21 protein-coding genes are annotated in these 25,008 nt (G+C 55.7%); all 21 read left to right on the top strand.

Annotated elements, in window-relative coordinates:
• Window positions 1-204 precede the first annotated feature (204 nt).
• The 21 genes from ACTV8E_RS17940 (at window position 205) to fliS (ending at window position 24,856) form a co-directional block, all read left to right on the top strand.
• The gene (locus ACTV8E_RS17940) at window positions 205-945 is read left to right on the top strand and encodes a flagellar basal body rod protein FlgF (protein ID WP_443200380.1); all 741 of its coding nucleotides are present in this window, start codon (window positions 205-207) and stop codon (window positions 943-945) included.
• A 42-nt stretch (window positions 946-987) separates the two neighbouring features.
• Window positions 988-1,773, top strand: coding sequence for a flagellar basal-body rod protein FlgG (gene flgG / locus ACTV8E_RS17935; protein WP_251837142.1), 786 nt, complete (start codon window positions 988-990; stop codon window positions 1,771-1,773).
• 61 nt (window positions 1,774-1,834) lie between these two features.
• Window positions 1,835-2,524, top strand: coding sequence for a flagellar basal body L-ring protein FlgH (flgH, locus tag ACTV8E_RS17930; RefSeq protein WP_251837141.1), 690 nt, complete (start codon window positions 1,835-1,837; stop codon window positions 2,522-2,524).
• Window positions 2,525-2,795: 271 nt separating this feature from the next.
• The gene (locus tag ACTV8E_RS17925; RefSeq protein ID WP_251837140.1) at window positions 2,796-3,896 is read left to right on the top strand and encodes a flagellar basal body P-ring protein FlgI; all 1,101 of its coding nucleotides are present in this window, start codon (window positions 2,796-2,798) and stop codon (window positions 3,894-3,896) included.
• 3 nt (window positions 3,897-3,899) lie between these two features.
• Window positions 3,900-5,048 carry a flagellar assembly peptidoglycan hydrolase FlgJ gene (gene flgJ, locus ACTV8E_RS17920; RefSeq protein WP_443200379.1) on the top strand — a complete coding sequence of 383 codons (1,149 nt, stop codon included), beginning with the start codon at window positions 3,900-3,902 and terminating at the stop codon, window positions 5,046-5,048.
• Window positions 5,049-5,059: 11 nt separating this feature from the next.
• Window positions 5,060-7,087, top strand: a complete 2,028-nt coding sequence (gene flgK, locus ACTV8E_RS17915) for a flagellar hook-associated protein FlgK (RefSeq protein WP_443200378.1) — start codon at window positions 5,060-5,062, stop codon at window positions 7,085-7,087.
• A 17-nt stretch (window positions 7,088-7,104) separates the two neighbouring features.
• Window positions 7,105-8,643 carry a flagellar hook-associated protein 3 gene (locus ACTV8E_RS17910; protein WP_443200377.1) on the top strand — a complete coding sequence of 513 codons (1,539 nt, stop codon included), beginning with the start codon at window positions 7,105-7,107 and terminating at the stop codon, window positions 8,641-8,643.
• Window positions 8,644-8,891: 248 nt separating this feature from the next.
• Entirely contained in the window at window positions 8,892-9,890 is a 999-nt protein-coding gene (gene pseB, locus ACTV8E_RS17905) for a UDP-N-acetylglucosamine 4,6-dehydratase (inverting) (RefSeq protein WP_443200376.1), read from the top strand.
• A gap of 56 nt (window positions 9,891-9,946) precedes the next feature.
• A complete protein-coding gene (locus tag ACTV8E_RS17900; RefSeq protein ID WP_443200375.1) occupies window positions 9,947-10,849 on the top strand; it encodes a class I SAM-dependent methyltransferase in 903 nt (300 codons plus the stop codon).
• Window positions 10,850-10,854: 5 nt separating this feature from the next.
• On the top strand, window positions 10,855-12,015 hold the full coding sequence (gene pseC / locus ACTV8E_RS17895) for a UDP-4-amino-4,6-dideoxy-N-acetyl-beta-L-altrosamine transaminase (RefSeq protein WP_443200400.1): 1,161 nt from the start codon (window positions 10,855-10,857) through the stop codon (window positions 12,013-12,015).
• Window positions 12,012-12,728 (top strand): pseudaminic acid cytidylyltransferase, encoded by a 717-nt coding sequence (pseF, locus tag ACTV8E_RS17890; protein WP_443200374.1) that lies wholly within the window; start codon window positions 12,012-12,014, stop codon window positions 12,726-12,728. Before pseC ends, pseF begins: the two co-directional genes overlap by 4 nt.
• Window positions 12,700-13,344, top strand: a complete 645-nt coding sequence (locus ACTV8E_RS17885; RefSeq protein WP_443200373.1) for a pseudaminic acid biosynthesis-associated methylase — start codon at window positions 12,700-12,702, stop codon at window positions 13,342-13,344. The genes pseF and ACTV8E_RS17885 overlap by 29 nt, the downstream gene beginning before the upstream one ends.
• A gap of 11 nt (window positions 13,345-13,355) precedes the next feature.
• Window positions 13,356-14,453: a UDP-2,4-diacetamido-2,4,6-trideoxy-beta-L-altropyranose hydrolase gene (gene pseG / locus ACTV8E_RS17880; RefSeq protein WP_443200372.1), complete on the top strand. Its 1,098-nt coding sequence runs from the start codon at window positions 13,356-13,358 to the stop codon at window positions 14,451-14,453.
• A 41-nt stretch (window positions 14,454-14,494) separates the two neighbouring features.
• Complete coding sequence (locus ACTV8E_RS17875; protein ID WP_443200371.1) at window positions 14,495-15,100, top strand: formyltransferase family protein; 606 nt, start codon at window positions 14,495-14,497, stop codon at window positions 15,098-15,100.
• 61 nt (window positions 15,101-15,161) lie between these two features.
• Complete coding sequence (gene pseI, locus ACTV8E_RS17870) at window positions 15,162-16,145, top strand: pseudaminic acid synthase (protein WP_443200399.1); 984 nt, start codon at window positions 15,162-15,164, stop codon at window positions 16,143-16,145.
• 17 nt (window positions 16,146-16,162) lie between these two features.
• Window positions 16,163-20,026 carry a glycosyltransferase gene (locus tag ACTV8E_RS17865; protein WP_443200370.1) on the top strand — a complete coding sequence of 1,288 codons (3,864 nt, stop codon included), beginning with the start codon at window positions 16,163-16,165 and terminating at the stop codon, window positions 20,024-20,026.
• A gap of 377 nt (window positions 20,027-20,403) precedes the next feature.
• The gene (locus ACTV8E_RS17860) at window positions 20,404-21,831 is read left to right on the top strand and encodes a flagellin (protein ID WP_443200369.1); all 1,428 of its coding nucleotides are present in this window, start codon (window positions 20,404-20,406) and stop codon (window positions 21,829-21,831) included.
• 64 nt (window positions 21,832-21,895) lie between these two features.
• On the top strand, window positions 21,896-22,240 hold the full coding sequence (locus ACTV8E_RS17855) for a flagellar protein FlaG (RefSeq protein WP_443200368.1): 345 nt from the start codon (window positions 21,896-21,898) through the stop codon (window positions 22,238-22,240).
• A 113-nt stretch (window positions 22,241-22,353) separates the two neighbouring features.
• The gene (gene fliD / locus ACTV8E_RS17850) at window positions 22,354-23,754 is read left to right on the top strand and encodes a flagellar filament capping protein FliD (protein WP_443200367.1); all 1,401 of its coding nucleotides are present in this window, start codon (window positions 22,354-22,356) and stop codon (window positions 23,752-23,754) included.
• 179 nt (window positions 23,755-23,933) lie between these two features.
• Window positions 23,934-24,230 carry a flagellar protein FliT gene (fliT, locus tag ACTV8E_RS17845; RefSeq protein ID WP_443200366.1) on the top strand — a complete coding sequence of 99 codons (297 nt, stop codon included), beginning with the start codon at window positions 23,934-23,936 and terminating at the stop codon, window positions 24,228-24,230.
• Window positions 24,231-24,478: 248 nt separating this feature from the next.
• Window positions 24,479-24,856 (top strand): flagellar export chaperone FliS, encoded by a 378-nt coding sequence (fliS, locus tag ACTV8E_RS17840; RefSeq protein ID WP_443200365.1) that lies wholly within the window; start codon window positions 24,479-24,481, stop codon window positions 24,854-24,856.
• Window positions 24,857-25,008: the final 152 nt, after the last annotated feature.

The raw sequence follows: 25,008 nt of genomic DNA, 5'->3' as shown, positions 1-25,008 counted from the left end.
GATTGATGGTCTAGCGGACCCAGAGCTGAATGTAGGAGCGGACTTGTCCGCGATGCGGATCGCGCCAGTGTGAGTCAATCGCGGACAAGTCCGCTCCTACTAAAGCTATTCATGCATGTGGTGTGTGGCTAAAGCCCTGGCACGCTGTTTGCTACTTCTACTGCAAACCCTGAAAAAGGCGGCAAGAAGCTGCCGGAGGACGTAGTGGACAAGATGCTTTATGTGGCCATGACCGGTGCTAGCCAGAACACGCTGGCGCAGCGGGCGCATGCCAACAATCTGGCCAACCTCTCCACCAATGGCTTTCGTCGTGATTTTGAACAGGCGCGCTCGATGCCTGTGTTCGGCGACAGTTTGCCGGCGCGGGCCTATGCCATGACCGAGCGTCCGGCCACTGACTTCACCCCCGGCGCCTTGCAGGAAACCGGTCGCGACCTGGACATCGCCATCGAGGGCGAGGGCTGGATCGCCGTACAAACACCGCAAGGCGGCGAAGCCTATGTGCGTACCGCCAGCCTGAAGATCGATGCGGTCGGCATCCTGCGTGCCGGCAATGATTTGCCGGTGATGGGCAATGCCGGCCCGGTGGTGATTCCGCCGGAGCAGAAGGTCGAGATCGGTAGCGATGGCACCATCAGCATTCGCGCGCTGGGCGAGAACCCCAACGTGATGGCCGAGGTGGACCGCATCAAGCTGGTCAAGCCTGACTTGCAGCAGATGGAAAAAGGCCTCGACGGCATGATCCACCACAAGAGCGGGCAGCCGGTCGAGGCCGATGCGACCGTGCAAGTGGTGTCCGGCTTCCAGGAAACCAGCAACGTCAACGCCGTCGCCGAGATGACTTCGATGCTTGCCTTGTCCCGCCAATTCGAACTGCACATCAAGATGATGCGCACCGCCGAGGATGATGCCGCGGCGATGACCAAGGTCATGCAGATCAGCTAATTATTTGCGGCGCTCGTGGGCGTCGATGAAGGAGAACATTCCATGCTTCCGGCTCTGTGGGTAAGTAAAACCGGTCTGTCCGCCCAGGACATGAACCTGACTACCATTTCCAACAACCTGGCCAACGTCTCGACGACCGGCTTCAAGCGCGACCGCGCCGAGTTTCAGGACCTGATGTATCAGGTACGTCGCCAGCCGGGCGCGCAGAACACCCAGGACACCGAGCTGCCTTCGGGGCTGCAACTGGGCACGGGCGTGCGCATCGTCGGCACCCAGAAGAACTTCACCGCCGGCAGCCTGCAGACCACCGAGCAGCCGCTGGACATGGCCATCAACGGCCGTGGTTTCTTCCAGATCCTGATGCCCGACGGCAGTCTGTCCTATACCCGCGACGGCACCTTCCACCTCAACTCCGAAGGCCAGGTGGTCACCGCCAGCGGCTTTCCGGTAGAGCCGGCGATTGTCGTGCCGCCGGAAACCCAGACCTTCAGCGTCGGTGAAGACGGCACCGTTTCCATCGGCCTGGCCGGCGAGGCCGAGCTGCAGGTGATTGGCAACATCCAGACCGCAGACTTCATCAACCCGGCCGGCTTGCAGGCCACCGGTGGCAACCTGTTTCAGGAAACCGCCGCTAGCGGCGCGCCGCAGGTTGGCCAGCCAGGCCTGAACGGGCTGGGCACAGTGCTACAGAGCACCTTGGAGAACTCCAACGTCAGTACCGTTGAAGAGCTGGTGAACATGATCACCACCCAACGTGCCTACGAGATGAATTCCAAGGTCATCTCCACCGCTGACCAGATGCTCGGCTTTGTGACCCAGCAGTTGTAATGCCGTAGGGGCGTGCGCTTGTAAGCCGCGCCCCTCGATCCTTTTGCGAGGTTGCCTCCTGATGCTCCGGCTGTTGTTCTCCCTGACGTTTCTAGCTCTGTTGAGTGGCTGCATGGCACCGCCGGCCAAGCCCAACGAGCCGTATTACGCGCCGGTGCTGCCGCGTACGCCGCTGCCTGTCGAACAGAACAATGGCGCGATCTACCAGTCCGGGTTCGGCATGAACCTGTTCGACGACCGCAAGGCCTACCGGGTCGGTGACATCATCACCATCACCCTCAACGAGAGGACCCAGGCCAGCAAGAGTGCTAACTCCCAGTTGAGCAAAGACAGCAGTGCCAACATTGGCCTGACCTCGTTGTTCGGCGGCGCGGTGTCGGCGACCAATCCGATGACCGGTAATACCATGACCTTGGGCGCGGAATTCGCCGGGGAGCGGGACAACAACGGCTCGGCCAAGGCCGGGCAAAGCAACAGCCTAACTGGCTCGATCACCGTGACTGTGGCCGAAGTGCTGCCCAACGGCATTCTGTCGGTGCGTGGTGAGAAGTGGATGACTCTGAACACTGGCGAAGAGCTGGTACGTATTGCCGGCCTGATCCGCTCCGACGATATCGGCACCGATAACACCGTGTCGTCCACCCGCGTGGCCGATGCGCGCATCACTTACTCAGGCACCGGCGCCTTTGCCGATGCCAGCCAGCCGGGCTGGTTGAGCCGCTTCTTCATGAGCCCAATGTGGCCGTTCTAGGTGACGGAATGAAGTGCTGCAAAGGCTTCGGCCTGGGGGCGCAGGCGATGATGGTTCTGCCGAATGGCTCGTCTGGCATAACCGCTGTAGGGGCGAATTCATTCGCCGTGCGCATGATCACCGAACCACGCAGCCGCTGCGACAACCACAACGGCATCGGCCGCCTGGTTCGTCGCATCCCCGCAGCAGCCGGAAGACGCGATGCCAGGCGAATGAATTCGCCCCTACTTAACACAGCTACGCACGACTACCGTCGCTTAGGAATTAACCCATGACCAAGTACCTGCTTATTGCGCTCGGCCTGCTGGCCAGCTTCGCCGTGCAGGCCGAGCGGCTCAAGGACATCGCCAGCATCCAGGGCGTGCGTTCCAACCAGTTGATCGGTTACGGGCTGGTGGTGGGCCTCAACGGCACGGGCGACCAGACCACGCAAACGCCCTTTACCCTGCAAACCTTCAACAACATGCTCGCCCAGTTCGGCATCAAGGTGCCGCCCAGTGTGGGCAGCGTGCAGTTGAAGAACGTCGCGGCGGTGTCGATTCATGCCGACCTGCCGCCTTTTGCCAAGCCGGGGCAGACCATCGACATCACCGTGTCGTCGATCGGTAACTCGAAAAGCCTGCGCGGTGGCAGCCTGTTGATGGCGCCGCTCAAGGGCATCGACGGCAACATTTACGCCATTGCCCAGGGCAACCTTGTCGTAGGCGGCTTCGATGCCGGCGGCGCGGACGGTTCGCGTATCACCGTCAACGTGCCCTCAGCGGGCCGCATTCCTGGGGGCGCTACCGTCGAGCGCGCAGTGCCGAGCGGTTTCGACCAAGGCACCAGCCTGACCCTCAACCTCAATCGCCCGGACTTCACCACGGCGAAGAACATCGTCGACCGCATTAACGAATTGCTGGGCCCGAATGTCGCCCAGGCGATTGACGGTGGCTCGGTGCGGGTCAGCGCGCCGCTGAACCCCAATCAGCGTGTCGATTACCTGTCGATTCTGGAAAACCTGGAAATCGATCTCGGCCAGGCAGCTGCCAAAGTCGTCATCAATTCGCGCACCGGTACCATCGTCATCGGTCAGAACGTGCGCGTAGCGCCGGCCGCTGTTACCCACGGCAGTCTCACCGTGAGCATCACCGAAGACCCCATCGTCAGTCAGCCAGCACCGTTCTCCGATGGCGAAACCGTGGTGGTGCCACGTTCGAAGGTCAATGCCCAGCAAGAAGTGAAACCGATGTTCAAATTCGCGCCGGGCACCACCCTGGACGAAATCGTCCGTGCGGTGAACCAGGTGGGCGCAGCGCCCAGCGACCTGATGGCCATTCTTGAAGCCCTGAAACAGGCCGGCGCACTGCAAGCCGACCTGATTGTGATCTAAGGGATGAGCATGAAATTTAGCGCTCCCAGTGTGGGCGACAGTGGCGCCTACACCGACCTCAATCGCCTCAATCAGTTGAAGGTCGGCAAGGATCGCGACAGCGAGGAAAACACCCGCAAGGTCGCTCAGGAGTTTGAGTCGCTGTTCCTCAGCCAAATGTTCAAGGCCATGCGTCAGGCCAACGACGTGCTGGCCGACGACAATTTCATGAACAGCGAGACCAGCAAGCATTACCGCGACATGCACGATCAGCAGATGGCCGTGACCCTGCCCAAGCAGGGCGCCGGTATCGGCCTGGCTGATGTCCTGGTGCGTCAGCTGAGCAAGGACCGTCAAGCCAGCGTGCGTGAGAATCCGTTTCGCAGTGCCGAAGCGCCGGCGCTGGCGGGCGCGGCGGTCGAGCGTCCGACACTGACGGGCGGCACCGATGGCGAGCTGCGCGACGACCGACAATTGCTCAAGGCGCGGCGCCTGACGCTGCCGAACTACCGAAGCAACACCGCTCAGGCAGCAACTGAAACCGCCACCGTGGCTACCGCCCAGCCGGGCCAGCCGCTGGTGGATCTGGGTTGGCATCCGCCCACTGGCGGTTATGACCGTGCCGGCAATGCCGGTAGCGTGCGCTTCAATGGCCAGCCGGCGGGCATGCCGGACCGCTTCAATTCGCCAGAAGAATTCGTCGCCGCCATGTTGCCCATGGCCGAAAGCGCCGCGCGCCGCCTGGGTGTCGATGCCCGCCACCTGGTGGCCCAGGCCGCGCTGGAAACCGGGTGGGGCCGCTCAATCATTCGCCAGGACGACGGCAGCAGCAGCCATAACCTGTTCGGCATCAAGGCCCATGGCTGGGGGGGGGATTCCGCCAGCACCACCACCACCGAGTTCTACAACGGCCAGGCGGTGAAGGAGCAGGCCGAGTTCCGCAGCTACGCCTCTTACGCGCAAAGCTTCGACGACTACGCGACCTTCCTGCAAAGCAACGGCCGCTATCAAGAAGCGCTGCAAACCGCCGATAACCCGGACACGTTCATGCGTGAACTGCAGCAGGCTGGCTACGCCACCGATCCGCAGTACGCGCGCAAGGTCAACCAGATCGCCAAGCAGTTGCAGACCTACCAGATGGTCGCCGCCGCCGGCACGACGAAGAACATTTAGGAAGCTGAAACATGGCAGGTTTGCTCTCCATCGGCATTTCCGGGCTCGCGGCCAGCCAGGCCCACCTGAGCACCGTCGGTCACAACATCACCAACGCAGACACGCCCGGCTTTTCGCGCCAGCAGGTGACACAGCAGTCGTCTGGCGGTCAATACATCGGCCCGGCCGGCTTCATCGGCAGCGGCACCACGTTGAACGATGTGCGCCGCATGTACAGCGGCTTTATCGACACCCAACTGCAGAGCGCTACCGCCCTGAATGGCGATACCAAGTCGTATCTGGACAGCATCAACCAGATCAACTCCCTGCTGGCCGACAGTGGCACCGGTGTGAACGTGGTGCTCAAGGGTTTTTTTGATTCCGTGCAGAATGTGGTCAGCAAACCCACTGACCTTGCCTCGCGCCAGTTGTTGATGACCTCCGCTGAATCGTTGAGCAATCGTTTCGGCTCGGTGCAGACGCAAATGGAGGACCAGGGGGCCTACGTCAACAGCCAGCTGAAGACCATGACGGACACGGTCAATGGTTTGGCAGACAAGGTGGCCAAGCTCAACGTCGCGATCAAGACAGCATCCCTCAACGGTATCAAGCCGAACGATCTGATGGATTCGCGAGACCAGGCCGTGCGCGAGCTGTCTGGGCTGGTAGGCGTCAAGGTGGTGGATCAGGACGGCCAGTTCGCCCTGTTCCTCGGCAGCGGTCAGCCGCTGGTGATCGGCAATCAGGCCAATACCCTGACGGCAGAGCCGAGCAAAGACGATCCTTCGCGTCTGGCGATGATCTTCACCACGCCGACCACGCGTATTGATATCACTGATGTAGTGACGGGCGGCACTGTGGGTGGCCTGTTGCGTTACCGCAGCGAAGTGCTCGATCCGGCCATGAATGAACTGGGCCGTTTGTCCTTGGTCATCGCGGATCAGGTCAATCAGCAATTGGGCCAGGGTCTCGATCTGAATGGCGAGTTTGGCGCCACCCTGTTTGGTGATATCAACGCCGCGAATGTAGTGAATCAGCGCAGCATTGCCCAAGGGGGCAACAGCGCCGGCTCAGGCAATTTCGAGGTGCGGATTACCGATACCAGCCAGCTCAGCAAGTATGACTATGAAGTAGAGTTCACCAGTGCCACCGAGTTTACGGTGCGTCGATCCGACGGCACGGATATGGGCGCTTTCGATCTAGCGACTGATCCGGAGCCGGAGCTGGCTGATGGTTTTAGTCTGAGTTTTGCGGGCGGCGCTCCGGCAGCGGGCGATACCTTCACGCTGATCCCCACCCGTCATGCCGCGGGCGATATTTCGGTGGCGCTTACCGAGCCCAAACGCCTTGGTTTGGCTGCGCCGCTGAGTGCGACCACCGGCAGTGGCAACTACGGCACGGGCAGTATCAGCCAGCCGGAGCTGAAGACGCATCTGGATATCTACGCGCCGGCTGCTGATCAGCAAGCTCAGCAAGATGCGATCAAAGCTGCAATGCCCGTCCGGGTGGTGTTTGGTGAGGTAGATGCGGCAACCGGCATGCAGGACTACAAGCTCTACGATGTGAATGGCGCAGAAGTTACGGCTGCGGCGGGCACTTACATTCCGGGCCAATCCAAAGAGCTGCCTCTGGCGGTGACCGTTGCGGGTATTACGGTTGAATTCAGTGCGACTGTCAGTGGTTCTCCAGCCAACAACGACAGCTTCACTATTTCCTTCAATCGAGATGGCCAGTCGGACAACCGCAACGCGCTCAAGCTGCAGGATTTGCAGAGCAAGGCGACGGTCGATGTCGATGCTGCCGGCAAGGGCTCCAGCTTTACCACCGCGTATGGTTCGCTGATCAGCGAGGTTGGCGCGAAGACCGCCCAGGCACAGGCGGACAACGGCGCCACCGAGGCGATTCTTACTCAGGCCACCGCGACCCGTGAGTCGCTGTCGGGTGTCAACCTCGACGAAGAGGCTACCAATCTGATCAAGTTCCAGCAGTACTACACCGCCTCGTCGCAGATCATCAAGGCTGCCCAGGAAACCTTCAACACGCTGCTCAGCGCTCTCTAAAGGTCAGGTGACGAACCATGCGTCTTTCGACTAATCAGATGTTCAACGCCAACGTGAACGGTTACCAAAAGGGTTACTCGGCGTTGGTCAAGACCCAAGAGCAGATCACGTCGGGCAACCGTATTCAGACGCCGGCGGATGACCCCATCGGGTCGGCCCGCCTGCTGCAGTTGGAGCAGCAATCCGCGCTGTTGAGCCAATACAAAAGCAATCTGACCGATGCCACCAACTCGCTGACCCAGGAAGAGAGCATTCTGTCGTCCATGATCAACATCTCGCAGCGTGCACGCGAGTTGGCTGGGCATGCGGGTAACGGTGCCTATAACGATCAGAACCGTTCGGCCATCGCGGCTGAGCTGAAGCAGATTGAGGCAGAGCTGTTCGGTTTGATGAATAGCAAGAACGCCAGCGGCGAATACTGGTTCAGTGGTAGTCAGAGTGGTATCCAGCCATATGTGCTGAACAGTGACGGCACTTACAGCTATCAGGGTGATCAGGGACAGCAGAACCTTCAAGTTGCCACTGGATTGCAGATCAGCATTAACGACAGCGGTTATAGCGCTTTCGAAACTGCGCGCAATGTCAGCCGCACAGCGTCGAGTCTCGACACTGTAGGCGCGAGTGGGCAGCGGATGTACCTGTCCCAGGGTACGGTTTCCAATCAGCGGGATTTCGACAGCACCTTCCGAGCGGATGCGCCCTACAAGTTGGAAATCAGCGCCAACACAGACGGCAGCATCGGTTACACCGTGACGGCTGCGGGTGTTGCCGTGGACTCCGGGTCTTATGACCCTAACCAGGAGAATCCGAAAATCACCTTCCGGGGTGTCGAGTTTAACCTTGACACCATGCTGAAAACGGGTGAATCGGACTTCGCAGCGCTGCTGGATGGCCACAGTTTCGACCTGGGGATGGCCCCCGAAAAGTTTGCTGTTAGTAGCAATTCCGCCGCACAAATTAGCGCCTCAACCGTGGTGGATGTGGATGCTTACACCACGAGCTTCCCGGATGGTGGTGTGACGCTGAAATTTGACGGCGCTGCATATCAGGCTTTTGCCCAGCCGAGCAATGTGCTGATTCCCAGCGCTTTCGATGGCGCGACCAATACGTTGACGGTAGCTGGCGTCGAATTCAGCTTCAGCGGAACGCCGGCAGCGGATGATCTGTTCAAGGTCACGGCCGATTCCCAGGAAAACCAGAATCTCCTCAATACCATTGCCAATCTGCGTGCAGCGCTTGAGCAGCCCGCTGATGGCATTGAAGGGGGTGGCCTGCGTATCCGGGAAGCCATTGCAGTGGCACTGGGCAATATCGATAGCGGCATGATTCAGATCGAAAGCACCCAAGCTCACATTGGCGCACGTCTGAACAGCATCGACACGCTGCTCGTCGAAAATGAAAGCCTGAGCATTATGAATGACTCGACCCAATCGGCCATTCGCGACACCGACCAGTTCGAGGCTGCCTCACGCCTGATGTTGCAACAAACCAAGCTCGAGGCTGCTCAAGCTGCGTTTGTGCGAGTGAGTCAGTTGAGTTTGTTTGATCGGTTGTAACGTTGTTTGGTTTTAAACAGCGGCGCGACGCTTGTACAGGTCGCGCCGTTTTGCTGCTTGCCTACAGCGTATTTTTCATAGGGGTATTAGGCATGCTGATTGCAAGCTCCGTCATTTGCGAAAGGTAGCTTTTGTATTCGTCAAAATTTTGCCGCGAATGTGCTCTGACTGGTTTGCGTCATCCTGCTCGATCGAACGATCGGGCCTGTCGCAAGGGTGTGTAAGTGTTTTTTAGGAAGTTCAGTTGAATGTTTGATAACGCATCCATCCTCATTACTGGTGGAACAGGGTCCTTTGGCAATACTTTCGTACCCATGCTCCTATCAAAATACAGTCCTCGCCGGGTCATCATTTATTCTCGTGATGAGATGAAGCAGTGGGAGATGGCCCAAAAGTTTCAGGGTGATGCGCGCGTGCGTTTTTTCATTGGCGATGTGCGCGACAAGGATCGCCTTTACAGAGCTCTTGATGGTGTCGATTACGTGGTGCATGCCGCCGCCACCAAGATCGTACCAACGGCCGAATACAATCCTTTCGAGTGTGTGAAAACTAATATAAATGGCGCCATGAACCTGATCGATGCCTGCATCGATAAAGGCGTCAAGCGCGTGGTTGCGTTATCCACCGACAAGGCTAGCAGTCCGGTCAACTTGTACGGCGCGACCAAGCTGGCTTCGGACAAGCTGTTCGTGGCAGGTAATTCCTACTCAGGCGGGCGTGCTACACGTTTTGCAGTGGTGCGCTATGGCAATGTCATGGGCTCACGTGGCTCGGTGATTCCTTTTTTCCAGTCCATCAAGGATCAAGGTGTCCTGCCTATCACCGACCCGCGCATGACCCGCTTCATGATCTCGCTGGAGCAAGGTGTCGAGTTGGTGTGGCATGCCTTTGAGGACATGATCGGCGGTGAGATCTACGTGAAGAAGATTCCCTCCATGAAGGTGACCGATCTAGCCAGGGTGATTGCGCCCCAGGCCGAACAAAAAGTGATTGGTATCCGCCCCGGTGAGAAGCTTCATGAGCAAATGATCAGTGCCGAAGATGCTTATTACACCTACGAATATTCCGAGCATTTCAAGATTCTGCCCGCTATCAATGGCTGGGGCACTTCCCTCGAACGAATCAAGAATGGCAAGAAAGTGCCGGAAGGCTTTGTTTATTCCAGCGACAATAATAGTGAGTGGATGAGCGAGACGGATCTCCAAGATTGGATTGCGGCCAATCGGGATAAGATCGGAAGCTTCTAGAGCAGGCCCAGCATCGAGACGCCATTAAGTAATCAAAACTATTTTTTGAGGCTGCTATGCGTAAATTTAATTTGGGTCTAATTCGAGAAGCTTATGAAAAAGGTCAGAATGTTACTCAGTTGCTTCGCAATGAAGGCTCCGCAGTAAATACGCTTGAGGCTATTGAAATTGCTTATGATCTCCAAGCGGGAAGTTATGTTCGTAGTGCGCTGGAAGACGTGTCGCAATTCTTAAAGCGTACGGAGGAGATGGGTGAAATATTAAGTTCCCATATTTCATTTCTGGACGTGATTGTTGATTGCGGTACTGGAGAGTTAACAAGTTTATCAGGTGTAAGTAAGTATTTTCCTAGCAGCGTTAAATTGTTGGCATTTGACTTGTCCTTGAGTCGCTTGAATGCCGGTCTACGTTTTGCGTCACGTGCAATGCGTAGTGATTTATTGGCGGGCCTTGATGTGTTCGCTGCCTCAATTGATCAGATTCCTTTGCCTGATGAATCTGTTGATGTAGTAACTACTTGTCATGCACTTGAGCCGAATTTTGGGCGTGAGCTCGAGTTGCTTACAGAAATGTTGCGTATAAGTCGCAATAAATTAGTTCTATTTGAGCCTTCCTTTGAAGATAACACCGGTGAAGGTCGGGAGAGAATGCAAAGGCTTGGGTATGTAAGAGAATTGCCAAAATACATAGATTTAGCGGGCGGAAAGTTGGTCGAGAAATTTGCTTTGAACAACTGCGTCAATCCCTTGAATCCTACCTACTGTTATGTGGTAGAAAAAAATAAAGTCCATCATAAAGCTGGTATCTCTGATACGTATTTTCAATGTCCGATTACTGGTGAGGTGTTACAAAACCGCCAAAGTTATTTGTGGAGTAAAACTGGGGGTTATGCCTATCCACTCATAAATGGAATCCCGCTGTTGCGGGGTAAAGATGCTATTTTGATGTGTCATGAATGATGAGCATGATTCCCTATGGGCGCCAGGATATCTCCCAGGCCGACATTGATACGGTGGTGGCCGTCCTGCGCTCCGATTTTCTCACCCAAGGCCCGCAGGTTCCGCGCTTCGAGCAGTGCGTGGCACGCCATGTCGGTGCGGCTTATTCGGTGGCCGTTAATAGCGCAACGTCGGCGCTGCATATCGCCTGTCTGGCGTTAGGCCTTGGCCCCGGTGACAGGCTGTGGACGTCTCCAATTACTTTTGTGGCTTCGGCCAACTGCGGACTGTATTGTGGTGCCGAGGTAGATTTCGTTGATATCGATCCGCGTACCTACAATCTCTGCGCCCAGGCATTGGCGCGCAAGCTGGAGCAGGCCGAGCGCGAGGGCAAGTTGCCCAAGATAGTTGTTGCAGTACACCTGTGTGGCCAGCCGTGCGAAATGCAGGCAATCCATGATTTGGCCAAGCACTATGGTTTCAAGGTTATCGAAGATGCCTCTCACGCCATTGGTGGCCGATACCAGAGTGAGTTCATTGGTAACTGTCGCTACAGCGATATCACCGTATTTAGTTTCCATCCGGTAAAAATTATCACTACCGCTGAAGGCGGTATGGCGCTCACCAATAATGCCGAGCTGGCAAGCAAGATGGCGTTACTGCGCAGCCACGGCATCACACGCGACCCAGCACAGATGACACATGAGGCTGACGGTCCCTGGTATTACCAGCAGATTGATCTGGGCTTCAATTACCGCATGACCGAGATGCAGGCCGCCCTCGGCAACAGCCAGATGGAGCGCCTGGATCAGTTCGTGGCGCGTCGTCACCAGTTGGCCAACCGTTACGACGACCTGCTCGCCGACCTGCCCGTGACTACCCCCTGGCAGCATCCGGACGGTTATTCCGGTCTGCACCTCTATGTCATTCGCCTGCAACTGGGCAAGATCGCCAGGACCCATCGCCAGGTGTTCGAAGCCATGCGCGAACAGGGCATCGGCATCAACCTACACTACATCCCGGTGCACACCCAGCCGTACTACCAGCGCATGGGCTTCCGGCAGGGTGACTACCCCGAAGCCGAGCGCTATTACGCCGAAGCCATCAGCCTGCCGATGTTCCAGACAATGAGTGAGGCGCAGCAGGATGAGGTTGTCGCCGCCCTGAACAAGGCACTGCAAGCATGAGACTGGCGATTATCCCCGCTCGTGGCGGCAGCAAGCGCATTCCGCGTAAGAACATCAAGCCATTCTGCGGCAAGCCAATGATCGCCTGGTCGATCGAAACGGCGCTACAAAGCGGCTGTTTCGATCGGGTGATTGTCTCCACTGACGATGCCGAGATAGCCGAAGTGGCGCGTCAGTGGGGTGCTGAAGTGCCGTTTATGCGTCCTGCTGAGCTGGCCGATGACTACACCGGAACCACTCCGGTAATTCGTCATTCCATTGAGTGGTTCAATGCACGTGGGATTTATGTCAACGAGGTTTGCTGCCTTTACGCTACCGCCCCTTTCGTACGCACCGAGGATATACAGCAAGGCTTAGCTGTACTCAACAATACTGGCAGCGGCTACGTCTTTGCAGTGACTAACTACGCGTTTCCCATTCAACGGGCGATTCGCCTCACCCCTCAGGGTGAGGTGGAGATGTTCCACCCTGAACACTTTAGTACCCGATCCCAGGATCTAGAGGAGGCTTATCACGATGCAGGGCAGTTTTACTGGGGACGGGCAGAGGCGTGGCTAGAAGGACGAGTGATTTTCGGGCTGCAATCCGTCCCGATTCATTTGCCGCGATATAGGGTGCAGGATATCGACACCCCTCAGGATTGGATACGCGCCGAATGGATGTTCAAAGCTATGCAGCTTAATAATGCTGGAGAAGAAAATGAGGCGATTTAAAACCGAGCAGGAAGCTTTTTGGGCTGGCGATTTTGGCGCTGAATATATCCAGCGCAATCGGGGCGACGCCTTGCTTGCCTCAAATTTGGCTTTTTTTACTAAGTCCCTCCAGGCTGCACACGGCTTGAAAAGCTGCATAGAGTTCGGTGCCAATATCGGCATGAATCTCCGCGCCCTAAAGCTTCTGTATCCGGAATCGGCGCAGCATGGAATTGAAATAAATGCCGACGCGGCGCAGCAGCTTGCGGAGGTTATTCCGCCAGACCACGTTCATAATATGTCTATCTTGGAATTCCAGTCATCCGAAACCTGGGATTTGGTACTTGTCAAGGGGGTGCTTATTCATATCAACCCTGATGCTTTGCCTGAGGTATATGACCAACTGTTTGCTGCCTGCGGTCGATATTTGTTGGTCGCGGAATATTATAATCCCAGCCCGGTTGCTATTGCTTATCGTGGTCACAACGAGCGTCTTTTTAAGCGTGACTTTGCGGGAGAGATCATGGAGCGCCATCCTCGTATGCAGTTAGTGGATTACGGCTTTGTCTATCGTCGCGACCCTAGCTTCCCTCAAGATGACATCACGTGGTTCCTGATGGAAAAGCGAAGCGACTAGGCGATTCTCCAATGATGATTGTCTTTCGCGCTGACGCTTCGATAGAGATCGGCACTGGTCATGTAATGCGCTGCCTCACTTTGGCTGACGCGTTATATGATCAAGGGGTCGAGTGCAAGTTTATCTGTCGCGAATATCCCGGAAATCTGATAGGAAATATTCGAAGCAAAGGGTATGACGTGAATGTTCTACCTGCTCCAGTAGAGTCAAGTGCGCACGTAATCAACTCTAGCGTATCTCAACCCGCCCATGCGCATTGGCTCGGGACCACTCAGGAACTGGATGCTGACGACTGCGCGCTTATCCTTGCCGATCTACAGCCAGAGTGGCTTATCGTTGATCATTACGCCCTTGATTCACGTTGGGAAACTGCGCTCAAACCACACTATCGCAAGCTAATGGTGATCGATGATCTGGCCGACAGAATGCATAGATGCGACTTGCTGCTGGACCAAACCTTAGGCCGTAGGGCTGAGGATTATCTGCCTTGGGTTCCGGTGCAATGCAAACTGCTTTGCGGATCACATTTTGCTCTGCTGCGTCCGGAGTTTGCTGACCTGCGCGCATACAGCTTGAATCGCCGTCAGAAACCCAAATTGAATGAGCTGTTAATAACCTTGGGCGGAGTTGATAAGGATAACGTTACAGGGCGGGTATTAAGGGCTATTGCGGACGGTAAGGTACCGGATGAATGCCGTATTACCGTTGTATTAGGCAGTAGCGCTCCCTGGTTGGCTGAGGTCCAGAAGCAGGCAGAAAGCATGCCTTGGCCGACTGAGGTCCGTGTCAATGTCAGCGATATGGCTCGGCTGATGGCGAGCACCGATTTAGCGATTGGTGCTGCGGGAGCCACCTCCTGGGAACGTTGCTGTCTGGGAGTGCCAACATTGATGTTGGTACTGGCTCAAAACCAGCGGGCTATTGCACAAGCGCTATGTCGTGCTGGTGCTGCGCAACTGGTTGACCAAGTAACGTTTAAAGAGCTTCGACTTATTGCAAATCAGCAGATGGCACCTTATGCGTTGCGCGAAATGAGCTCTTTGGCTGAAAAAGTAACGGATGGCTTAGGTGTGTCACGGGTCATCACCTATCTCCTTCAAGAAGGCTAGGTATGCGTATAAGCTTTTTGTGCAGCGACGAACAGCACCCCGTGAATGACCATTTACTCAAGTGGATTTCTGAGCAGCAAGGCCAGCACCAGATCGAGCTAGTGCGCCAGAAGAATGAGCTGTCGGGGGGAGACATGCTCTTTTTAATTTCATGCTCCGAGATAATTGGGTCGGAAGACCGTTCCGCCTATAGAGCGAGCTTAGTTTTGCACGCAAGTGACTTGCCGAGGGGAAGAGGTTGGAGCCCTCATATCTGGCAGATCATAGCCGGTGCTAACGAAGTTACCGTGAGTCTCCTAGAGGCCGAGGATAAGGTAGATAGTGGTCGTATATGGAGAAAGGTGAAGTCTCCGATTCCTAAGCATGCTCTTTGGGATGAAATTAATGAGCATTTGTTTAATCTGGAGATTGAGCTAATTAATTTTGCAGTTAGCGAGTTTGAAAACGTTCGTCCCGCAGAGCAAGACCTAAGCATCGAGATTTCTTACTATCCCCGTCGCACGCCTTTCGATAGCAAAATCGATCCTGACGAAAGTATAGCTAGTCAGTTCGATAAAATTCGCGTCTGTGACCCGAATCGCTTTCCAGCATTCTTTGAGTTGCACGGCCAAAAGTATAAAATAATTTTGGAGAAAATGAGTGGCTAGTCTCATCAATATTAATGGTCGCGAGATTGGTCAGAGCTGTGCGCCGTACGTCATAGCTGAAATGTCAGCTAACCATAACGGAGATTTGAATACAGCTCTGCGTATCATTGAAGAAGCCAAACGGGCAGGCGCTGATGCGGTAAAAATTCAGACCTACCGACCTGACACTATTACTCTTAAATCGGATCTTCCAGACTTCCAAATCACAGATGGGCTTTGGGCTGGGCGTACTCTGTATGATCTGTACGACTGGGCACACACCCCGTGGCAATGGCATAAATCACTTTTCGAGTATGCTCGCGAAATCGGTATTACCTTGTTCAGTTCACCATTCGATAAAACCGCCGTCGATCTGCTCGAAAAGCTCGACGCTCCGGCATATAAGATCGCCTCATTCGAAGCCGTTGATCTGCCGCTTATAAAGTACGTTGCCAGCACCGGCAAGCCAATGATTATTTCGACCGGTTTGGCCGATGCGGAAGAGATTGAGGAGGCCATTGATGCGGCCCGTGAGGGCGGTTGCAAGGAACTGGCTATTCTTCATTGTGTCAGCGGTTATCCCGCGCCGGCAGAAGATTACAATTTGCGCACAATCGCCGATATGATCCAGCGCTTCGGATTGGTAACGGGTCTATCTGACCACACCTTAGATAACACTACAGCGATTGCCAGTGTTGCTATGGGAGCGTCCATTATCGAGAAGCATTTCACGCTGGATCGAAATGGCGGTGGTCCTGACGACAGCTTTTCTCTTGAGCCTGCGGGGCTAGCAGCGCTATGTAATAGCAGCAAGACCGCTTGGGCAGCTTTAGGCAAGGTGGATTACGGAAGAAAGCCCAGTGAACAGGGAAATTTAAAGTTTCGACGCTCACTTTACTTTGTAAGGGATCTTGCTGGTGGTGACATCGTGACCCCTGATGCTGTTCGGAGTGTCCGTCCAGGATACGGACTTGCTCCAAAGTATTTGCCATTAATAATTGGTCGAAAAGTTAATGGAGATGTCAAGAAAAACACTCCGGTTCAACTTGACTTGTTGTCTGTTTAAATTTTTGTGGGGTTGATGTGAAGATTTTATTCTGGCTTGAGCCGTCAGCAGATTATAAGACGCCCGGCAGATATGCATGGTGGGGCGATCAGATGTTGCGGTTAGACTCGTTGCTGCGCCTAGTTAGGCCAGACTATGAATCGGCGCTTGTTTCATTTGAGGCTTACGATTCAGCGGCTATTAGGAGTTATAAGGGAAGTTGGGTAAGGCTAGGCTATGACGATATTTTTAGTAGTCAGGCTGTAGCAGGTGATATTGACCAGGCTGAACGAAACGAAAAGGACGGCGCCGGGGTTGTCGAGATAGTAATGGATCGACTTGGCGATTTCCGCCCGGACGTGGTCTTCATGCTATCCGAATTTCCGGCCTTGAATCGTCAGTTACCCGATGCTGCATTTATCAACATAGAGTTCTCTTGGTTTTCTCGTCATCTGTTTCCAGAGTATTACCAACTGGATTTGTTCGGTCGTGGCAAGGCACGCTTCGCCGCAGAAAATATCAAGCTTTTCGCTGAGACGGCATTGTCACCGAGCGAGCAGATGTTACTCGCCGCCTTCCGGAAGAAGGCGAGTAAGGCGGTCGACAACAAGGAAGCCAATGAATTCATCGCTTCGCTGCGTAAGGACTTCCCAAGTAAGCGCTTGATTATACTGCCTTTGGCAGAGCGCTATGTGCTGGATGGTAGGACGCCGGTCGCGGTGGGGTTAGACCGGCTATTTTCTCAAGGGGCTGTAGATGACCTTTACGTGGTCACGGTTCACCCTGGAGACAACTGCCTCAATGGTTTCGAGCTCAGCTGGCTGGAGAGGAAGCACTCTAACGTTCGTTTCTGTAAAAATAAAAATATTCATACTGCAGCGCTACTTCCGAAGGCAGATGCCGTGGTCGGAGATTTCAGTAGCGCCGGTCTGTACGGTCTGATCTTCAATGTGGCTGTCGTCTCTGTGCTTGACCAGCTTCCGGCAGTTGATAATTTCTTTGCGAGCCGTAACCCACTTACACCACACCTGGCGGGATTGGAGCAGGAACGGCGCAACAGGTTGCTGCTCAGCCTTCTGGTGCATTCCACTTTGCCGCCTGGAAAGTTGTTCGACGGTCCCTGGATGAGCCGCTACCTTGAGCGCGTAATCACATGCAAACGATCGGGGAATTTGTCCGGGGTGTTCGACGAACCTCTGGTGTCAGTAGAGGATTGGCTCAAGGACCCTTGGTTGGAAGGCGGAAACCAGTTGGGCACATGGCTTGCCGCTCGTACGCTCAAGCCCGTCCAGCAGCAACTGACTCGGGATTACCTTTCAGCCCATAAAGTCACCACGCTAGCGGTATATGTGCTGGCAAGTGGGAAGAATGATGAAGCCTTGTGGAGCACACTGGCGAGCCTGTCTGGTGATGGCTTTCCGGTGGTCATCAAGTGTGTGGTTTTGTCAGAGAGAGAGCCAGATATAACGGATTGGCCTGATATTCGCTTCGCCAAGGCCCCTGTTGGAGAGTATGCGGCTCGGCTCAACGAGTTGGTGCGTGAGGTTGACGCGGATTGGATGATGGTGGTCAGCGCTGGAGATACCTTCGAAATCAGCGGGCTGCATATGCTTGGGGTCGAGTTGACTGCGCTGGAAAACTGCGAGGCTGTTTATGCTGATGAGTTGATACGGGGCGGGGACGCCATTGGGGCGCTTTTCCGACCTGATTTCAACCTGGACTTGCTCCTTAGTCTACCAAGCGGCATGGCGCGACACTGGTTGTACCGTCAAGAGTCTTTTGTGGAATTGGGCGGCTTCGATGCCCGCTACCCGGCAGCCTTGGAACTCGACCTGATTACGCGCTTGATTGAGCAAAAAGGCATTTCTGCCATTGGTCACCTGGACGAGCCATTGCTAATTGCCGACTCTATTAGTCTGCTCAATATCCCGGATGAAGTCAGTATTCTTGAGCGCCACCTTCAGCGTCGCGGCTATCCCAATGGCAAGGTCGTCGCCGACCTGCCTGGTCGCTATCGTTTGATCTACAACCATGACGACAAGCCGCTGGTTTCCATCATCGTGCCCACCAAGGATCAGCTACCCATGCTGCTCCGGTGCATTACCAGCCTGCTTGAGAAAACCCGCTACCCCAACTTCGAAGTGCTGATTGTCGATAACAATAGCGAGACGGCGGAGGCGCGTGATTGGCTGAATGGCGTAGAAAAAATGGGGGCCGACAAGGTACGCGTGCTGCGCTATCCGCACCCGTTCAATTACTCAGCGATCAACAATATGGCGGCCCGCGAGGCCCGCGGTGAATACCTCGTATTGCTCAACAACGATACCGCGATCTTGCGTGAAGACTGGTTGGAAGCATTGATGAACCACGGGCAGCGCCCCGAGGTAGGCATCGTGGGCGCCAAGTTGCTGTATCCGACCGGCCAGATCCAGCATGCCGGGGTAATCCTTGGTCTGCGGGGCCCTGCGGACCATCCATTCATTGGGGCGGAGCAAACCGATTCTGGCTACATGCAGCGGATGCAGGTTGATCAGAATCTGACGGCTGTGACAGCGGCCTGCTTGCTGATTCGCAAGAGCATTTACGAGGATGTAGGTGGCTTGGATGAAGAGGCCTTCAAGGTTTCCTATAACGACGTTGACCTGTGCCTAAAAGTGCGTGAAGCGGGCTATCTGACCGTATGGACGCCACACTCGGTCGTCATGCATGTGGGCAACGTCAGTCAAAATAACGTTGATCCTGCGAAGGCCGAGGCCAAGCGCAAGCGCTTTATGGCTGAGCAGGATGCGATGTATGAAAAATGGCTGCCACTTATTGCTCGAGATCCGGCGTATAACGCCAACTTATCATTGAATGGCAAGGGCTTCGAAATTGAGGTGGATGCCAATCTCACTTGGCGTCCTTTGAGCTGGCGCCCGCTGCCGGTGGTCCTGGCCCATATGGCTGACAAGACGGGTTGCGGTCAGTATCGGGTCATCCAGCCGTTCAATGCGGCAAAGGAGGCCGGGCTTATTGATGGTACGTTGTCAGGCAGGTTGCTTAGCATTCCTGAGCTGGAGCGTTATAACCCCGACTCCATTGTCCTGCAGCGGCAGGTGACGGATGCCCAATTGGAGATAGTGGGGCGGATGAATAAGTTCTCCAAGGCCTTCAAGGTCTTCGAGCTGGATGATTACCTGCCCAATTTACCGATCAAGAGTGTGCATCGAGGCCATATACCCAAGGATATTCTTAAGTCCATACGGCGTGGCCTGGGTTATGTGGATCGCTTTGTGGTGTCTACCGAGCCGTTGGCTGAGGCCTTTGCCGGTATGCATGCGGATATTCAGGTCGTCAAGAACCGCCTGGATCCGCGTTGGTGGACTGGCCTGAGCAGCGAACGGCGCGTGTCTGATAAGCCGCGAGTGGGTTGGGCGGGGGGTTCCAGTCATACCGGTGACCTGGAAATGATCGCTGATGTGGTCAAGGAATTGGCTAACGAAGTGGAGTGGGTATTCTTCGGCATGTGCCCGGACAAACTGCGGCCTTATGTGCACGAGTTTCACCCCGGAATCGATATCGAGGAGTATCCGGCTGCGCTGGCGGGCTTGAATCTGGACCTGGCGTTGGCACCGGTTGAGCCGAACCTGTTTAATGAGTGCAAGAGCAACCTGCGCTTGTTGGAATACGGCGCTTGCGGCTTCCCGGTGGTGTGCACCGATCTGGTTTGTTACCAGGGCGATCTGCCGGTGACACGGGTGAAGAACCGCTTCAAGGATTGGGTGGATGCGATTCGCATGCACCTGTCCGACCTGGATGCGACGGCGAAGATTGGCGATGAGCTACGCGCTGCTGTGCACAAAGACTGGATGCTTGAGGGGGATAACCTGGAACTGTGGCGCAAGGCTTGGCTGCCGGGTTAATCGCTAAGCAAAGCCCGCAGTGCCGCGGGCTTTTGCGTTTTGGTGGTTGCGTTCGGGTGCACGGGATCGCAGGGCGCAGCATTACCGACGTGCTGGCACTGATATCGACGCGGCCAGCAGTAGGCTACGATTCCTCTCGCTCAACTCGTCCCTGCAGCCCCGGAGAAGGGGGTTGGGGAGTAACCCGGATAACGTCGTGCTATATGGTTGCAAATGTGCACCAGGACACGTAGTGGCGTGGTAATGGCGAAAAAAGACGCAGGTACCCCTAAAGCATCCGCGAGAGTCGACGATAACCCTTATGACAGTTCTCCAGGCCACATCAGGCGCAAGCCGAGGGCGTGGGAACCTTAAGCCAACCCATGAGGATTCCATAGATGGCTCTCTCCGTTAATACCAACATTGCTTCCCTGACTACTCAGAAGAACCTGAACCGTGCTTCGGACAGCCTGTCCACCAGCATGCAGCGTCTGTCCAGCGGCCTGCGCATCAACAGCGCCAAGGATGATGCCGCCGGTCTGCAGATTTCCAACCGTCTGACCAGCCAAATCAACGGCCTGAACGTTGCCACCAAGAACGCCAACGATGGTATCTCCATCGCACAAACCGCTGAAGCGGCCATGGGCGAATCCACCTCCATTCTGCAGCGCATGCGCGAACTGGCTCTGCAGTCCGCCAACGGTTCCTACGGTGACGAAGACCGCGCCTCCATGCAGGCCGAGTACAGCGCGCTGACCTCTGAGCTGAACCGTATCGCCGAAACCACCACCTTCGGTAGCCGCAATCTGCTGGACGGCTCCTTCGGTACCACCGCCTTCCAGGTCGGCGCCAACGCCTACGAAACCATCAACATCAGCATGGACAGCGTCGCTGCCAACAAGATCGGTTCCAACCAGGTCGGTTCGGCCAGTGGCGGCGCCGTGGGCACCACTCCCCTGGCATCCGGTAGCGCCACCATTGTCGGCGGCGGCCAGGCTGTAACCGTGTCCTATGACGCCAGCGGCTCGGCCAAGAGCATTGCCCAGGCAATGGATGGTGCCATCGGTGGTCTGAGCGTCTCCGCTCGTACCGTTGTCACCCTGGACGGCGATGCCCTGAGCTCCGGCTCCGTGGGTAACTTCAAGCTGACCGTGGGCGAAGAGTCCATCGAAATCCTCGGCGCCACCAGCGAGCAGCAACTGTTCGAACAACTGCGCGACAACGCCAGCAAGCTGAACGTGACTGTTGCCTACGACGGCAAGGAAATCAGTGTCATCAACGAAGCGGGTGAGAACTTCGAAATCGGTGCCGCATCGGGTGTCGCCTTTAGCGCTGGTGGCATCAACGTTTCCGTACAAGCCGGCGATGATACCAAGACCGCTGCTACCGCTCTGGTAGACACCCAGATCATTCGCGGTGAAGTCAACGTTGACTCCTCCAAGGCGTTCTCCATCACCGGTACTGGCTCTGCTGCCACTCTGTTCGGCGCGACTCCGGTTTCGTCCACGCTATCGACCGTCAAGGATTCCGACATTCGCAGCGCTGACTCTGCCCAGCAATCTCTGTTCATTCTGGACAAGGCCATCGCTCGCATCGACTCCCAGCGTGCTGACCTGGGTGCCGTACAGAACCGTCTGGACAGCACCATCAACAACCTGACCGCGATCATGGAAAACTCCACTGCTTCCCGTGGCCGTATTCAGGATGTCGACTTCGCTTCCGAAACCGCCGAGCTGACCAAGCAGCAGACCCTGCAACAGGCATCCACTGCGATCCTGGCTCAGGCTAACCAGCTGCCGTCCGCTGTACTGAAACTGCTGGGTTAATCACCCTTGCGGTAACAAGAGAGGGCGCCTGGTGCGCCCTCTCTTTTAGCCGAGGAAATGTTAGATGGACGTCAGTCTCTCTCTCAATGCGCTTTATACAGTGCCAAAGCCCCAGACGCCCGAGGCCGAACAAGCCAGGCAACTCAAGGGGCATGAAAACAAGCCGAAACTCCAGGTCGAACCCGAACGCGAGCGCGTGGTAGAAGCGATCAAAAACATTCAGGAGTTCGTCGATGAGGCGCAGCGTGGTCTGCAGTTTTCCATCGACGAAGACTCAGGGCGCATCGTCGTGAAGGTGATAGCCCGGCAAACTGGCGAAGTGCTTCGCCAGTTGCCATCCGAGGAAGCACTCGAACTGGCCAGACGTCTACAGGATGCCGGCAGTTTGTTGTTTACCGAGCAGGTATAGCTACCCCGACGGCAAGAGATTTTTATAGAGCGGACGGATCATGTCGCTGACTAGGCTTGGTTCGAATCTTGCTCTATCAAGGTTAAGCGTCAGCAAATCAATTGGAGTTCAACATGGCGATCACCACTATTACTGGTCTGGGCTCGGGACTGGACATCAATAAACTGGTCCCGGCGCTGGTTGAGGCTGAAAAAGCGCCAAAGCAGTCGCAGATCAATAATCAGAAGGTCCGCACAGAGACCCAACTATCAGCGGTCGGCATGTTGAAGAGTGCGCTGGAAACCTTTGAGTCCTCGTTGCTGGCACTGAAAAGTAGCTCCACAAGTTTCGATGGTTATAAGGCTGTCTCTTCGAAGGCGGATGTAGCCAGCGTAACCATGGGAGCGAGCGCCGTAGCCGGCTCCTACAAGCTGGAGGTAGAAAGCCTGGCGACAGCGTCAAAGGTGGCTTCTGCCGTGCAGGCCAAGGATGTCGCTTATGAAGCCGGTGAATTGAAGATCAAGCTGGGTGACAGTAGCTCAGAGTATGCGATTGCCATTAGTGATGGCGCGACTCTGGAAGATATCCGTGAGTCGATCAACGGTCAGCTATCCAGCAAGGGGATCAGCGCCAACATCATTTCCGACAGTAGCGGTTCACGTCTGGTGTTGTCTTCAGAGCTGACCGGCGATGGCAACGACATTTCGGTGACAGGTACGGCTGGAACCAACCTCGCTGGCTTGGATGTTGATGGTAAGCAGAAGCAGAGCGAGAGCGCCAGCGGTGCAGGCTTCATTACGCCAGCTGCTAATGCGAAATACTCTATTGATGGCCTGGAGATGAGCAACAAGGACAACACCATTACGGGCCTGCAGGGTCTGACCATCAAGCTGCAGGAAGAAGGCACTACAACCTTAACCGTATCGGCGAATACCGAGGGTATCCGAGCTTCGGTCGAGTCGTTCGTGATGGCTTACAACACCTTGCTGACTGTGACCAATGGCCTGACAAAGGTTACTGCCACCACTGACAAGGACGGTAACGCCAGCACCCAGGCCGGCGCCTTGGTGGCCGACTCGACGCTGCGCTCGATGATGTCGCAGATGCGTACAGCGCTGACTTCTCCTGTGGAAGGTGCAGGCAGTTTGCAGGTGCTGGCTCAACTGGGTGTGAGTACCAATCGTGACGGCACCCTGGCGTTGGATAGCGATAAGCTGAAAGCCGCAGTGGCCGATGATCCAGCCGGGATCAAGCAGTTCTTCACCGGTGACAAGGGTTTGTTCAGCCGCATTGGCGATATCACCACAGTCTATTCGGGCTCGGGCGGATTACTGGCATCGCGTGAAGATAGCCTGAATTCAACGATCACTGGGTTGGCTGAAGAGCAAGCCTCCCTGGACCGGCGTATCGAGAGCCTGACGCTAACGATGTACAAGAAATTCAACGCGATGGATGGCCTGGTAGCCCGCCTCAATGCAACTAGAGATAGCGTAATGGCCACCCTCAATGCGCTGAACAAGAAAGGTGATGACTGATAACCGTCAGGTCAACGGACTTCGACAAGCACCATGCGATATAGCTTAAGTCAGTTGCCAGTGGTGCAGGTGTGTGGAATTAAAAGAACAGTGGCTAATTATTCGCTTCCGTCAGTGATCGGGGCGTGTAGACACACCCGCTCGGGCACCGCTCGGGCGAATATTCGGGGAAGTGGTTCATGCAAGAAGCCATCAAGAGTCTGGAGTCCGCCCGTAGCGCGTTGCGCGAGGCCTTGGAGCGCCAGGATTGGAATGCTATTGGCGAGCTGGATTCGATGTGCCGGGCCGTGGTGGATGAGGTCATGGCACAAGGCGCGGAGGGCGGCGCCGAGCTCGTAGAAAACCTCGGTGAACTGCTCGAACTCTATCGCGAAGTGCTGGAAGCCTGTGAGAGAGAAAAGCAGCAGGTGGGTAGTGAGCTGCGCCTGTTGCATCAGTCCAGCAGTGGCGTAAAGGCTTATCAGGCGAGCGAGTGAGCAAGCTGCTAGGCTCGCTTTCTCTCAAAACTTCGGTCCGGGGTAGGGGCTCCCGCAATTATCGCGTGCAACTGACTCGGATTTTTGTGGAAGTGGCGCACTCGCCCCGAAGCGCTTGGTCAACAGCGAGACCACGCTGCAGCTGTCGTAGTGGAGGATCATGAGTGCACCTACCTGCCTCCCTAAAGCTTCCCCTGGCCCGGTCGATATAAAAGACAGGTTTTTACGCTATTCAGGAGTAGAGGCGCATGTATTCCCGTTCCGCCCTCAAGCAGTATCAGCAGGTCAATACCCATGCGCAGGTGTCCGAAGCCAGTCCTCACCGGCTGATCCAGATGCTGCTGGCCGGCGCGCTGGACCGCATTGCCCAGGCGCAGGGCGCCATGTCGCGTGACCAGATCGAACTTAAAGGCATGTTGATTGGCAAGGCCATCGACATTGTCGGCGGGCTTCGCGAAGGCCTGAACCTCGAAACCGGCGGCGAGCTGGCGGCCAATTATGATCGGCTGTATGACTACATGAGCCGTCGGCTGATCGAGGCCAACCGCAAGAATGATGCGAAAATTCTCGATGAAGTTGCCAGTTTGCTGCGTGAAATCAAGGCGGGCTGGGACGGCATCGCCTGACCCAGCCCCATCGCTACCAATCCTGTTTTTTTATCACAGCCGAGACGTGTTCTCTTCCGGCTTGGGTGCTGCATTTGTTGTGAAAAGGTAGAGGTGACCCTTTTCTCATAAGATTTGTGAATCACTTCACAGTTTGCATTAGTTGTACTTTT

Origin of the sequence: Pseudomonas sp. B392_1p (assembly GCF_052245235.1) — a bacterium.
GTDB lineage: Bacteria > Pseudomonadota > Gammaproteobacteria > Pseudomonadales > Pseudomonadaceae > Serpens > Serpens gallinarum.
Note: the sequence above shows the minus strand (reverse complement) of the source record. Positions and strands in the feature narration are given on the sequence as shown.

What these genes read in the sequence shown, in the direction of transcription:
- flgG (WP_251837142.1), top strand. Translation starts at nt 988, where the DNA reads ATGCTTCCGGCTCTGTGGGTAAGTAAAACCGGTCTGTCCGCCCAGGAC.
- flgH (WP_251837141.1), top strand. Translation starts at nt 1,835, where the DNA reads ATGCTCCGGCTGTTGTTCTCCCTGACGTTTCTAGCTCTGTTGAGTGGC.
- ACTV8E_RS17925 (WP_251837140.1), top strand. Translation starts at nt 2,796, where the DNA reads ATGACCAAGTACCTGCTTATTGCGCTCGGCCTGCTGGCCAGCTTCGCC.
- flgJ (WP_443200379.1), top strand. Translation starts at nt 3,900, where the DNA reads ATGAGCATGAAATTTAGCGCTCCCAGTGTGGGCGACAGTGGCGCCTAC.
- flgK (WP_443200378.1), top strand. Translation starts at nt 5,060, where the DNA reads ATGGCAGGTTTGCTCTCCATCGGCATTTCCGGGCTCGCGGCCAGCCAG.
- ACTV8E_RS17910 (WP_443200377.1), top strand. Translation starts at nt 7,105, where the DNA reads ATGCGTCTTTCGACTAATCAGATGTTCAACGCCAACGTGAACGGTTAC.
- pseB (WP_443200376.1), top strand. Translation starts at nt 8,892, where the DNA reads ATGTTTGATAACGCATCCATCCTCATTACTGGTGGAACAGGGTCCTTT.
- ACTV8E_RS17900 (WP_443200375.1), top strand. Translation starts at nt 9,947, where the DNA reads ATGCGTAAATTTAATTTGGGTCTAATTCGAGAAGCTTATGAAAAAGGT.
- pseC (WP_443200400.1), top strand. Translation starts at nt 10,855, where the DNA reads ATGATTCCCTATGGGCGCCAGGATATCTCCCAGGCCGACATTGATACG.
- pseF (WP_443200374.1), top strand. Translation starts at nt 12,012, where the DNA reads ATGAGACTGGCGATTATCCCCGCTCGTGGCGGCAGCAAGCGCATTCCG.
- ACTV8E_RS17885 (WP_443200373.1), top strand. Translation starts at nt 12,700, where the DNA reads ATGCTGGAGAAGAAAATGAGGCGATTTAAAACCGAGCAGGAAGCTTTT.
- pseG (WP_443200372.1), top strand. Translation starts at nt 13,356, where the DNA reads ATGATGATTGTCTTTCGCGCTGACGCTTCGATAGAGATCGGCACTGGT.
- pseI (WP_443200399.1), top strand. Translation starts at nt 15,162, where the DNA reads ATGTCAGCTAACCATAACGGAGATTTGAATACAGCTCTGCGTATCATT.
- ACTV8E_RS17860 (WP_443200369.1), top strand. Translation starts at nt 20,404, where the DNA reads ATGGCTCTCTCCGTTAATACCAACATTGCTTCCCTGACTACTCAGAAG.
- ACTV8E_RS17855 (WP_443200368.1), top strand. Translation starts at nt 21,896, where the DNA reads ATGGACGTCAGTCTCTCTCTCAATGCGCTTTATACAGTGCCAAAGCCC.
- fliD (WP_443200367.1), top strand. Translation starts at nt 22,354, where the DNA reads ATGGCGATCACCACTATTACTGGTCTGGGCTCGGGACTGGACATCAAT.
- fliT (WP_443200366.1), top strand. Translation starts at nt 23,934, where the DNA reads ATGCAAGAAGCCATCAAGAGTCTGGAGTCCGCCCGTAGCGCGTTGCGC.
- fliS (WP_443200365.1), top strand. Translation starts at nt 24,479, where the DNA reads ATGTATTCCCGTTCCGCCCTCAAGCAGTATCAGCAGGTCAATACCCAT.